At 60.8% G+C, this 12,457-nt stretch carries 11 protein-coding genes; 9 read left to right on the top strand and 2 right to left on the bottom strand.

What is annotated here, in order from left to right; genetic code table 11:
- The first annotated feature begins 6 nt into the window (after positions 1–6).
- The 9 genes from QY049_RS35660 to QY049_RS35620 all read left to right on the top strand — a co-directional run bounded on the left by QY049_RS35660 (position 7) and on the right by QY049_RS35620 (position 9,719).
- Positions 7–810 (top strand): SapC family protein, encoded by an 804-nt coding sequence (locus tag QY049_RS35660; RefSeq protein WP_194481850.1) that lies wholly within the window; start codon positions 7–9, stop codon positions 808–810.
- Positions 811–933: 123 nt separating this feature from the next.
- The gene (locus QY049_RS35655; RefSeq protein WP_194481851.1) at positions 934–2,796 is read left to right on the top strand and encodes an efflux RND transporter periplasmic adaptor subunit; all 1,863 of its coding nucleotides are present in this window, start codon (positions 934–936) and stop codon (positions 2,794–2,796) included.
- Between the two features lie 13 nt (positions 2,797–2,809).
- Positions 2,810–4,957: a PqqD family peptide modification chaperone gene (locus tag QY049_RS35650; RefSeq protein ID WP_194481852.1), complete on the top strand. Its 2,148-nt coding sequence runs from the start codon at positions 2,810–2,812 to the stop codon at positions 4,955–4,957.
- Positions 4,950–6,965, top strand: a complete 2,016-nt coding sequence (locus QY049_RS35645; RefSeq protein WP_210348724.1) for a preprotein translocase subunit SecA — start codon at positions 4,950–4,952, stop codon at positions 6,963–6,965. The genes QY049_RS35650 and QY049_RS35645 overlap by 8 nt, the downstream gene beginning before the upstream one ends.
- Before the next feature lie 122 nt (positions 6,966–7,087).
- Positions 7,088–7,891: an efflux RND transporter periplasmic adaptor subunit gene (locus tag QY049_RS35640; RefSeq protein WP_301270489.1), complete on the top strand. Its 804-nt coding sequence runs from the start codon at positions 7,088–7,090 to the stop codon at positions 7,889–7,891.
- An 88-nt stretch (positions 7,892–7,979) separates the two neighbouring features.
- Entirely contained in the window at positions 7,980–8,243 is a 264-nt protein-coding gene (locus tag QY049_RS35635) for a cold-shock protein (protein ID WP_194481854.1), read from the top strand.
- A 180-nt stretch (positions 8,244–8,423) separates the two neighbouring features.
- A complete protein-coding gene (locus QY049_RS35630) occupies positions 8,424–8,675 on the top strand; it encodes a hypothetical protein (protein WP_194481855.1) in 252 nt (83 codons plus the stop codon).
- Between the two features lie 273 nt (positions 8,676–8,948).
- Positions 8,949–9,350: a hypothetical protein gene (locus tag QY049_RS35625; RefSeq protein WP_301270488.1), complete on the top strand. Its 402-nt coding sequence runs from the start codon at positions 8,949–8,951 to the stop codon at positions 9,348–9,350.
- A 108-nt stretch (positions 9,351–9,458) separates the two neighbouring features.
- Positions 9,459–9,719, top strand: coding sequence for a hypothetical protein (locus tag QY049_RS35620; RefSeq protein ID WP_194481856.1), 261 nt, complete (start codon positions 9,459–9,461; stop codon positions 9,717–9,719).
- Between the two features lie 534 nt (positions 9,720–10,253).
- Here QY049_RS35620 and QY049_RS35615 read toward each other — a convergent pair.
- The gene (locus tag QY049_RS35615; protein WP_301270487.1) at positions 10,254–11,048 is read right to left on the bottom strand and encodes a hypothetical protein; all 795 of its coding nucleotides are present in this window, start codon (positions 11,046–11,048) and stop codon (positions 10,254–10,256) included.
- Positions 11,049–11,362: 314 nt separating this feature from the next.
- Positions 11,363–12,355, bottom strand: coding sequence for an ABC transporter substrate-binding protein (locus tag QY049_RS35610; protein ID WP_301270486.1), 993 nt, complete (start codon positions 12,353–12,355; stop codon positions 11,363–11,365).
- Positions 12,356–12,457: the final 102 nt, after the last annotated feature.

Genomic DNA, 12,457 nt, shown 5'->3' with positions numbered 1-12,457 from the left:
CTAGTAATGACCGCCCAATTGTTGATTTACGAAACCGTTATTCCGTTGTCCGCCGCGCGGCACCGTGGCTGCGCAGTCGAGATGGCCAGGAACTACGGCTTCAGCAGCAAGACCAATTCGGTACCTTTGATGGCGGTCGAGTTTCCTGCTGCGGCATCCGAATATGCGATCGTGTTTGCCGGCACCAAGGATAACGTCATGCCGGCCGTCATTCTCGGCGTGCGAGACAGCGAAAACCTGTTCCTGTCGGAGGATTCAAAGTGGGACGCCAAGTATGTCCCGGCCTTCCTGCGTCGCTATCCATTCGTCTTCTCGACCAGCTCGGACGGCGAGAGGTTCGTCCTGTGCATCGACGAGGCTTACTCGGGCTTTAACCGCGACGGTCGGGGACAAAAGCTGTTCGACGACGACAGCAAGCCCACCCAATATGTCCAGAACATCCTGACTTTCCTGCAGGAATATCAGGCCCAGTTCAATCGCACCCAGGCCTTCTGTCGCAAGGTCCGCGAGCTCGATCTGCTCGAGCCCATGCAGGCACAGGTGGAGCTCGCCTCGGGCGAAAAGCTGTCGCTCGCGGGGTTCATGGCGGTGAACCGGGAGAAACTGAAGGCTCTGCCCGGCGAAAAACTCGCCGAGCTTGCCAAGACGGACGAGCTCGAGCTGCTGTATCTTCACCTTCAGTCGATGCGCAACTTCCAGGCCCTTCCGTCGCGCCTCGCTGTCGTGCAGGGGACGGCTCCGCCGGCGAGCGGGCCTGGCGATACCGCGGAAGCGGGCGATCGCCTGAACGGGGCAAGAGCATCCGCCTAGAGAACGGATCACACCGTGTCCCTGAGTGAATGCGAGGCCTCAGCGCCGCCTCCGTCGCGCGCGCCGCGATGCTGTTCACTCTTGCAGCGTCGCGGGCACAGCTCCGAGAGCGATGAGTAGCCAATGAGCACTGCGTCCCCGATCTATTCCTTCACCGAGGACGCAGCGCGGGCCGAATCGATCGCCTGGGCCAAATTCTCGGCCGCCAAGGACAGCTCCGAGTTTTGCGCGAGCTGGCTCGCAATCCTTTGCCTGCAGGTCGAGCGGGTCGGCGGCGGGCTTCTGCTGCTGGGGCCCGACAAGGATGGGAGCTACGTGCCCGCGGCGGTGTGGCCCCACCCCGGTCTGGACATGCAATATCTCAGCCCGGCCGCCGAACGGGCTCTGACCGAGCGTCGCGGAATCGTGCTGCCCTCGGAGGGCCAGGGCGCTGTGCGCGAGCATCATGCGTTTATCGGCTATCCGATTGAGATGTCCGGCACCCTGCATGGGGTCGTGGTGCTCGATATCGGGCCCGGCCCGGAAGCTGCGCTGCAACGGGCTTTGCGGTTGCTGCATTGGGCGAGCGCCTGGCTGATCGACCAGTTCCGCAAAGGGGCGCTCGAGGAGCGCGACGCGCGGCTCGCGCGAATGGGGCTCGCCATGGATATCGTGGCGACTGCGATGCAGGAGCGCTACTTCTCGGCCGCTGCCCTGGCTGTCGCCAACGAACTTGCGGGGCGCCTGGCGTGTGATCGTGTGAGCGTGGGGCTCGAGCGTTCGGGCAGTATCGAGGTCAAGGCGATCTCGCATACCGCGACGTTCGACGCCAGAATGGATCTTGGCCGGCGCATCGGAAACGCCATGGACGAGGTGCTCGACCTCGACGTTGCGCTGGTGTTTCCTCCACGCGACGATGTGGAGAGCGCGGCCCTCGCGCATGCCGATCTCGCACGCGAGTATAGGGATATCGCGGTCTGCTCGGTGCCGCTCGCAGATGGCGGGCACGCAACCGGCGTGCTGACCCTGGAACGGACCGCGGGCGAGCCGTTCGACATCGAGACCATCGAGCTCTGCAAAACGGTCGGCGCACTGCTTGGTCCGATCCTGAAGCTCAAGCGCGAAAGCGAACGCAGCGTCGTGCGACACGCCGCGACCTCGCTGCACCATGGCCTGGAGCTCTTGTTCGGACCGCGCCATCCCGGCGCCAAGCTCATCGGTCTCTTGCTGGTGGGCGTCATCCTGTTCTGCAGTGTTGCGACGGGCACGTATCGTGTCGCGGCAAAGACGGTGATCGAAGGAGCGGTACAACGGATCGCCGCGGCACCGTTCGACGGGTATATCGCAGAAAGTTTCGTCCGCGCAGGCGACACCGTGCATGCGGGGCAGGTGTTGTGCAAACTCGACGACCGGGAGCTCAAGCTCGAACAAACGCGATTGTCGTCCGAGCGCGAGCAGCTCGACCGCAAATATCGGCAGGCGCTGGCCGCACAGGAACGCGCGACCATGACGATCCTGCAGGCCCAGATCGAGCAGGTCGACGCCATGCTGTCGCTCGTCACCGACAAGCTCGCCCGTGCCACGCTGGTTGCGCCTTTCGACGGCATCGTCGTCGCGGGCGACCTTCACCAGCTCCTCGGGACGCCGGTCGAACTGGGCAAGATGCTCTTTACGGTCGCGCCACTGGACAGCTATCGCGTCATCCTGCAGGTCGAGGAGCGAGACATTTCCTACATCAAGCTCGGTCAAGAGGGCGAGTTGACGCTTTCGGGAATCCCGCAGCGAGGAATGGGCTTCTCCGTCGAGCAGATGACGCCGGTCTCGACCGCCCAGGAGGGCCGCAACTACTTCCGGGTCGAGGCGCGGCTGCAGAATGCATCCGAACGCGTGCGTCCCGGCATGGAGGGCGTTGGAAAGGTCGATGTCGGCGAGCGCAAGCTGATCTGGATATGGACTCACAATTTCGTGGACTGGGTTCGCCTGTCGATTTGGAAATGGCTGTTCTGATTGCGAGGTCGAGGTGAACGCGCCGTTGCTCAGCAATTGGTGGTATCGAGTTGCAGCGCGAAAGCCGAAGTTGCGTGCGCACGCCCGATTGCATCGGCACATCTATCGCGGTGAAGTGTGGTACCTGTTGCAGGATCCCGCCTCGTCGCGGGTGCATCGCTTCAGCCCGTCGGCCCGACTGATCGTCTCGCTCATGGACGGAACGCATTCCGTCGAACAGTTGTGGGAGCTTGCGAACCGTCATCTGGGTGAAGATGCACCCAGCCAGGACGACCTCATCCAGCTGCTCGGCCAGCTGCATGCCGCGGACCTGCTGGAAAGCGACGTAACCCCTGATGTCGCCGAGCTGTTTGCTCGCAGCGAGCGCGAGCAAAGGGCGCGTCATTTGCGTTCCTATGGCAATCCCATGGCGATCCGCATCCCGCTGTTCGACCCGGATCGGATGCTTAATCGCTGGGCGGGTCTTGTACGGCTTATCTGGAGCGGATGGGGAGCCATCGCGTGGCTGGCCGTCGTGTTTCCGGCCTTCATTCTGGTCTGGCCACATTGGCCGGAGCTCAGCCACAATTTCAGTGACCGTGTGTTGGCGATCGACAATCTGTTCATCATCTATCTGGTTTTTCCTGCGATCAAGGCGTTGCACGAGCTGGGACATGCCTCCGCCACCAAGGCCGGAGGCGGAGAGGTCCACGATCTCGGCATCATCCTGTTGGTACTGCTGCCGGTTCCCTACGTCGATGCGTCGGCCGCCACCGTTTTCAGATCCAAGTATCGGCGCGCTCTCGTCGGTGCGGGCGGCATGGGTGTCGAACTCTTTGTTGCGTCGATCGCGTTCTATCTGTGGCTCCTGGTCGAGCCGGGCCTGGTGCGGGCAGTCCTTTTCAATGTCATGCTGATCGCGAGCGTCTCGACGCTTCTGTTCAACGGCAATCCGCTGCTGCGCTACGACGCCTATTACATTCTGGTGGATCTCATCGAGATTCCGAATCTGGCGGCGCGGTCGGCGCGTTACTGGGGCTATTTGTTGGAGCGGTATCTGCTCGGGGTCTCCGACCTGGAGCGTCCCGATGCTTCCGGCATGGAGCGGGCATGGTTCTTGTTCTACGGCCTCGCTTCGACCGCCTACCGCATCATGGTGACGATCTTCATTGCGCTGTTCATCGCGGGACAATTCTTCTTCATCGGCGTTATTCTTGCCGCCTGGGCGGTCGCGGCGATGGCGATTCTTCCGATCGTAAAGGCGGTGCGGCACCTGATCGAAAACCCCCGCCTGCGCAAGCATCGCGCCCGTTCTGTTGCGGTAACGGCCGGACTCGTGCTCGGCCTGGCCGTCTTTCTGTTCACCGTTCCGATGCCCTACCATTCCAACGTCGAGGGCGTGCTTTGGCTGCCGGAAGAAGCAATGGTGCGTGCAGCTTCGAATGGCTTCGTCCATGAACTCCTGGTTACGCCGGGAACGCAGGTCGCTCTGGGTGACCCGTTGGTTGAGAGTAGAGAGCCGACACTCGTTGCGCAGTTGCGCAGGAGCGAGGCCAAGGTAACGGAACTTCAGGCCGAATATGCCGCGGAGTTCGTGTCGGATCGGGCAAAGGCCCAGATTGTCCGCGACAAGCTTGAACTCGAGCGCGCAAATCTGAGCCTCGCCCGCGATCGCGCTTCGGACCTTGTGGCGCGTGCTCGCAGCGATGGCGTGTTTGTCGTACCGCAGATGGTCGATATTCCCGGCCGCTACTACCGTCGGGGTGAGCTGCTTGGCTACGTTGTCGGCAACACGACGCCGCTGGCACGCGTCGTTGTGCCTCAGGAGGCCGTCGACAGGGTACGCCTCACGACCGATCGCATTGAGGTCCGTCCGGTGGACCAGCCGCGGCTGATCCTGAAGGGGCGCGTATTGCGGGCGGTGCCGGCCGCCGGCGAATATCTCCCCAGCGCGGCGCTGAGTGTCGAGGGAGGCGGGGATATTGCGACCGATCCGCGCGATGCGAAGGGGCCAAAGACGCTGCAGCGGACCTTTCAATTCGACATCGAGCTTGAAGGCCTGGAGGCGGTGGACCACTTCGGCCAGCATGTCTTCGTTCGGTTCGAACATCGAAGGGAGCCGCTGGCAGTACAATGGTATCGCAGCGTCAGGCTGCTATTGTTGACGAACTTCCATGTCTAAGAGCGTGATGGATCTCGATCACCGCGACCTGGCGGTTGGCCGTCCCTATCCGGAGCGCGCGGACCGCGAGCCGGCGGTTCACGATCGAGTGGCCGAATATCTGGCGAAAGGACTGTTTCAACGCGCCTTCGACCGGATCCGCGATCCGGTTCGCACGTTGATGCCTATCGTCGAGCATGCCGCGGCGCATGAGAATACCCTGCGGATCATGAGCGACGAAAAATTGCGTCTCCAGGTGTCGGGTATCCGCGCGCAACTGCGGAATTCGGGGTTTACGCCGCCTCTCGTCGGCCGATGCTTTGCACTGGTGCGGGAGGCAGCGTCGCGGACCATCGGTCAGCGGCATTATGACGTCCAGCTGATTGCGGGATTCGGGCTGCTGAAGGGCAGGCTGGTGGAGATGGCGACCGGTGAAGGCAAGACCATTGCTGCCACGCTGCCTGCGGCCACGGTGGCGCTTGCCGGGTATCCCGTGCATCTCATTACAGTCAACGATTATCTTGCCCATCGCGACGCAGACGAGATGAGGCCGCTTTACGAGTTCCTCGGCCTGAGTGTCGGGGCCGTGGTACAGGGCATGCCGAAATCCGAGCGGCGTCGCGCCTATGCGAGCGCGGTGACATACTGCACCAACAAGGAGCTCGCGTTCGACTACTTGCGCGACCGTGTCGCGCTGGCGCATCGTAGCAGCAGTTTGCACCTATCGCTCGATCGTCTGCGCGGCAATTTCAGACGGAACGAGGATCTCGTGTTGCGCGGGCTCTATTTCGGCATCGTCGATGAAGCAGACAGCGTATTCATCGACGAAGCGCGCACGCCCCTCATTCTGTCGTCGTCGACGGGAGCCGCCGAGGAAAGGCTGCAATGCGAGCAAGGTCTTCAGTTCGCGCGCTCTCTCGTTGCGGGAGAGCACTACGAGATAGATCTCGCAGAGCGAAGTCTCGCGCTGACCAAGGAAGGCTGCCGAGAGATCGGCAGGCTCGCCGAGGAGCTGCATGGTGTTTGGAGTTCGGTTCGGGCTCGCGAGGAGCTTGTGACCCAGGCTCTCTCGGCAATGATGCTGTTCAACCGCGATCAGCACTATGTCGTCATGGACGGCAAGGTGCAAATCGTGGACGAGTCGACGGGACGCGTGATGCCCGACCGCTCCTGGGAACGCGGCCTTCATCAACTCATCGAGATCAAGGAAGATTGCGAACTCACGGATCGGCGCGAGACCCTCGCCCGCATCACCTATCAGCGGCTGTTTCGTCGTTACATTCGCCTGTCCGGAATGACGGGTACGGCCCGTGAGGTCGCGCGGGAGATCAAGTCCGTGTACGGCCTCGATGTCGTTCGTATCCCGCTGAACCGGCCTTCGCAGCGCCGGGTGGATCGCCCTCTGGTATGCACGACCCCGGCCGAGAAGCTGCGGATCATTGCCGACCGGGTGGAGCGGTTGGCCGTGGCCGAGGGCAGGGCGGTGTTGATCGGCACGCGCTCGGTAGGGGCGTCCGAGGAGATCAGCGCCGCCTTGAATGCGCGTGGCATTGAACATGCGCTGTTGAATGCGAAGCAGGACCAGGATGAGGCTGAAGTCGTCGCAAGGGCTGGCGAGCCCGCGCGGGTCACGGTGGCGACGAACATGGCGGGTCGCGGCACCGATATCCGGCTCGACCCGGGCGTTGCCGCGCGGGGCGGCCTGCATGTCATCCTGACCGAATACCACGATTCCCGGCGGGTCGATCGCCAACTGTTCGGCCGTTGCGCGCGGCAGGGCGATCCCGGCAGTTGTGAGGCGATAGTTTCGCTTCAGGACGACGTGTTCATGATCCATGCAGGATCGATGACGCGCCTGATTGCGCGACTTGTCAGCACGCGCATTCCTGTTCCGCTGCGGGTCTACCAGTCTTTGCGCTGGCTGGCTCAATTCCAGGCGGAACGACGACATGGCTATGTGCGCGTTCAGAACGTGAAGCTGGACCGCCGGCTCGACCGGGTGCTTGCGTTTTCGGGGAGAGGCGAATGAAACGAATTCGAGCACTTGAACGCGTGCCCGATTTGCGGACGCGGCTTTCGGATTTCAATCTCGCCGGCGACGAAGCCAAGCGTCCGGCCGTATTCGGCATCTTGTGGAGGATCTCCGCCATTTTGGTCGTCTTTTTCTCCGCGGGAGCAGGACACGTCGACGCGCAGGAGCGAAGGCCGGAGGGGCAGTTCGATTGCCTGATACAGCCGAAAATGGTCCTCAAGCTTGGAACATCCGTGCCGGGTCTCCTGAACGAGGTGCTGGTCGATCGCGGTGACGTCATCAAGAAGGGAGATGTCGTTGCTCGCCTCGAATCGGGGGTCGAACAGGCGGCGGTGTTGCTGGCGAAGGCTCGTGCCGAGAACGACGCGACGGTTCGCTCGAGTATCGCCAAGCTTGAATTCCAGCGGCGCAAGGACGAGCGATCCAAGTTATTGCGCAAGAACGATGCGGTCTCGGTCGCGGTTGCCGACGAGGCTGAGACGAGTGCGCGCGTTGCCGAACAGGATGTCGAGGAAGCAAAGGTCAACTTCGCGCTCGCCGGGCTGGAATTGGCCCGCGCCAACGAAGTCCTCAAACTGCGTACCATCCGCAGCCCCATCGACGGCGTGGTCGTCGAGCGCAAGCTGGGGCCTGGCGAATATGCGTTCGATCAGGCCCATCTCCTGACGATTTCGCAAATCGATCCGCTGTTGGTCGAAGTTTTTGTTCCGCTCAGCCAGTTCGGGAAGATCCATGTGGGAGCCTCGGCGGAGGTGCTTCCGGAGGCGCCGGTAGGAGGCCGATACACCGCACGCGTGACGGTGGTCGATCAAGTCTTCGACGCGGCGAGCGGGACGATCGGTGTTCGCCTTGAATTGCCGAACCCCAATTATGCGCTTCCTGCAGGTCTCAAATGTCGCGTTCGTTTTCCTGGTGTCGGTTGATTCGAATATCGAGCAGGTGAGGAAATCGGGTGCGTTCGACGCTTAGGAACGTCCGAACCATGCGCCCATCGAACTGAAAGGTTGCAAGATGCTGGAAGGTACAATCAAGACGTATCATGGCGACAGGGCGTTCGGTTTCATCAGGCCGGATTCCGGCGGCACTGACATCTTCTTTCATCTCAAATCGTGTTCTCCCGGCCTCACACCCGAGGCCGGTGCCCGGGTGACCTACAATCTTGCTCCTGATCAGCGGTCCGGCAAGCGGCAGGCCGTCGGCGTCCGGGTCCTCGCCAATGCGCATCCCGTGCCGGTCCTGACGCGCTATGTCAGATCACCGCGCCTGCAGCGCTGATCGGTATCTGGTCGACGGGAAGGACATCATGCTCGCTCGCCTTCGAAAGCTCGTTTTCCATATCCGACACCGTACGCCCGCCGTGCGCTTCACCGAAAGCATTCGCCGTGTGAACCGCCTCGTGCGCCTCATGTCGACGATGCAACGACGGCCTCCTCGCAAGGCTGGACAAGGTTGACGATGCCGGCCGATCCGGACGGAGGCGACAGCATCGACCGGAGGGAGACGATCGTCCGTCGACTTCTGCAACGTGCCGCCGCAGGCATCCGTCGCTCGCAAAGGCCAGCTCCGGAGGTCCCGTTCGGCCGTGAGAGCGATCCGAATCTCGAATTCGAAGAGCACCAGACGGGCAGTGGGATCGCCTGGCTTCTGGGGGCCTTGTCCTTTTTCATGATTGTCCATGCAGTTTGGACAAGGCTTGCCGCTTCATGAGCGGGCCGGCAGCGATGCCTTTACCGGCGGCATTAATCGCATTTACTGCGTTTTAACCATAAGCGCTCAGCCTTGGTCCCGGCGTCGGATGGTCCCGGCGTCAGATTGGCCGTTGGCGCGGACGAACCGGTATCGGGTCATGATCGACATCCTGCGCGGGCTCCAGCCCCCACATTGGCTCATCATCGCAGGCTGCGTCCTGGTTGTTCTCGGCTCGGCCGGCGTTGTGATCAACGGACGTAAATTCCGCTAACGAGCAGAGGACCCGCCATCATGCCCACGGGTTTTCGCAGACGGTGGACGGCGAAATGCGTCCGGCATGCCGCCGCGTTGGTGCTGTCGATCTGGGGCGCGGGCTGCGCGACGTTCGAACCGGTCCGCGCAGGCTCGACGAGGTTGGTTTCGTGGGATGGACTTGGGCGAAATCCGAACCAGGCCAGGCCTGCAGCGCGCCGTGCGATGGCTGCCTCCCCGACGCCGGTGGACCGCATCGGCGAACGGGAACGGGCGCTGACGACACTGCGCCCGTACTCCAGCGCGTGGTGGGCCGTTCACGACGAAATCGAGGGAGAGCGGGACAGGCAGTTGGCCGAAAAACTCGTCATCTGCCGCGATTGCCTGCCGGACTTCAACGCGGCCGAGGCGACCGGCTCGGTGGCCGGGAGCGGCCGCTGATCGGCCGAGACACGGCGAGCCGTACCCCTACGGGCTTCCTCGGAGCCGGCGAATCGGGCCTAGTTCCTTCCAAGACTTGTGCCCGTGGTTCAATTGACGGAGCAACGGTTGGACGATCTGGAGCGCACGGTCGAGCTGCTCAGGAAGTCGCTCGCAGCGGCATGGCGCGATCTCGCGCAGTCCTCGAGCTCTGCCGTCGATAGACGCGAGATGCGGGCGCAGGCAAAGCGCTGCAGCGAGGAACTCAGGCGCTGTCTTCTGATCATCGAAGCCAGGCAGACCCGCAAGCACGCGAAGGCGCTGTCCGATTACGACGGTCGCGCCCTGCCTAAGCCTGGTTTCCGCTTTCTCGGAATTACGGACCAGTAAACGGCAGTAATGGTGACATAAATTCATCGCCACGAAATCGTCCGGAAACCAGAATTCCGGATTGCCGACATCGCCCTGAAACCTTGCGAGACCAGCCTGTCGATGTTTCGAGCGATGGGGATTTATCATGTGGGCATTTCTGAACGACCTCTACCGCGAATACTGCCTGGCCCGGATCAACGAGATGCGGAAGTTCGAGCTGACGCATTGAGGAAGGCGACAGGTTTATAGGGAATCCCCTGCAGCCATGGCGTTGCCAGCCGGCCAATGCGGTCGATGCTGATCGGTCTCCTGGTCAATCTTTTCGATTTGCCCCCAAATTGGAGGTGAGCGGTGCGTACTCGTTTGACAGCGCGTCTACCAAGCAGATCCGCCGTCGCATTGCCTCTATGAGCAAAATGAAATCAATACGTTAGCTCGGTTCATTCTTCAGAATTACTCGTAAAACTGGTATAATAAGTTGCTACAATCAATTTGAACTATTTGAAGTAGAACTCTGCGGCGAGACGCTAGATTGGTTTTCAACCTAAGGGTTCAGTTGACCTTGGCGTCGACGATTTTCTGCTTGCTCTCGCGGTCGAGCTTTTTCTGAGTCTTCAGCCAAAAAAGGCGCCGAAGCGCGCGATCAATTTGTGCGTCCAGCCGTTCCTCAATAGCCACGTCTTCCAACATTTTGTCGGGTGCTAGCAAGTCGGCCGCAGCTGCGAGGTAACCGTCTGGGTCGGGACGACGCTCGCGAACCTTTGGTAAGAGCACTCCGTCAACTTCCTTCTTGAGTGCAACAATCCAGAGATGGGCTTCCTCGAACTTGTCCCGGACTATGTGCGTTTGAAGATGAGTTCGATACTCTTTCGGTAGACATCCAATGATAGCCGCCACGACTTTTGGGGCCGCGTCGTGCGTTAGGGAGGAACTAAAGTTGAGGAGTCGCTCATAATCGTCGCGCGGCAAGTCCGGCTCCTCAGAGCTTGCCTTCGCCAATCCGTACATCACTCTATCGAGGCTAGTCTCCAATAGCGGGCCCGGGCGCTTGTCGAACACGCGATTTTGCGGCTGCAGCAAGACGGCTCTCATCTCCGCGTTTCGTCGATCGCGCAGTCGCTGCTTGCGCCAGGTAGCCATCAAAATGTCTCGCACGCACTCGTGCTGCAAGATGCCTTCGGGTTCGAATTCTTCCAGGAACTCCTGCCGGAGTTGCTCGTATGCTGCAGGATCTTCCCAGGGTAACAGCTCGACTTTCGCGAAAGCGCCGTGCTTGAGCGCGGCCGGCAGCCGAGTGCGCCCGGATGTCACCGCCGACGAAGACTTGCGAACTCTTGGTGCGCGCACAAAAATACTCCGCCCCGGCTTCTCTGGGGAACCGGTTCTCAAACTAACCCAATCGAATAGCTGATTCGCAGAAAGCGAGGATTGGCTAGAATGTTTTCCACAGCCCCCTTGGGGTGCTGCACTAATTAACGATGGCTTTGAGAAAGGCCATGGCGCTCTCCTTGCCGTGGCCGAAGTCTCCTTACCGTTAGCTAGGGCGTGTACATAAACCGGGAAGTCGGCCCGGAACTTGATGTCTGCTTGCGACTCAGTAGCTGCCCAAAAGCAGGCAGGCCGGGAGGTCCGAGATGGGCCATTTCCGGACTAATGAGAGCTCATTCAATCACTTCGGCGGCGCTGGCGAGTAGAGTTGTAGGTATATACAAATTCAATGCTTTGACGGTCTTGTTGTTAATGACGAGGTCAAATCGGGTGGGTTGCTGAACCGGCAAATCCCCGGGCTTTGCTCCACGGAGTAGACGACTCACATAGGGGGCGGCTTGCCGAAAGAGATCGACATTGTTCACGCCGTAAGACATCAATCCTCCCTGTGTGACGTAGTATCGATAGGGGTACGATGTTGGGACTGCAAACCGTTCCGCGAGGGCGACGATTTCCCTGCTACGGTCGGCAAAAGAGGCGTGGGGCGTAATAACGACGGCTCCGGGTGATCCGGGCAGTGCCACGCTTGCGAAAACGGTTTCGATCTCCTGAGGGCCTGTGACTTCGCCTTTCACGATGCTTACACCGAGCGAGCGGGCAGCTTCCTCAAAGGGTTTTAAGAAAAAGGTCCGATCCGGTTGCTGAGACTCTGGATAAACAAGCATTGCCGCCCGACCAAGATTGGGGACCATATCCTTGAGTATCTGCAGCCATTTTCCTCCGAGCGACGGCACCGTATTCGTGACGCCGGTAATGTTTCCATCCGGCCTTGCGATGTTTGAGACGATCCGGCTGGAAACGGGATCAGCGACGTGCACGAAAACGATGGGAATAGATTGAGTACTTGCGCGCAGGGCGCTTACGACGACCGCCGACTGAGCAAGAATAACGTCGGGATTGAGAGCAACCACATCCTTTGCCACAGCCAGCGCGTGTTCATACCCTTGATCTCCTGCTGACCAAAATTGCTCTACGCGGAGGTTGTCGCCTCTCTTCCAGCCAAGCGGTGCCAGCGTTCGATCAAAGGCGGCAAGCGCATCCTGGTATTCCGCAGAAGGCTTTATTGCAAGGATAACGCAAAGTCTTCGCCCTCTCCCCTGGGCGACCGTAACTTGCGGCAAGATGGCAGCGCCACCCAGCAAAGCGATGACTTCTCGTCGCTCCATGATTGCCTCTTTACGGTGCTCATTGGGCCAGTTTGCGCCCAAATAGCCTACGCAATTAAAGGGCATGGACCGACCTCATACAAGAGCCTGACTTCCGCTCCG

The organism is Bradyrhizobium sp. WYCCWR 13022 (assembly GCF_030435535.1).
Taxonomy (GTDB): domain Bacteria; phylum Pseudomonadota; class Alphaproteobacteria; order Rhizobiales; family Xanthobacteraceae; genus Bradyrhizobium.
This window is presented reverse-complemented; position numbering and strand designations above follow the sequence as displayed.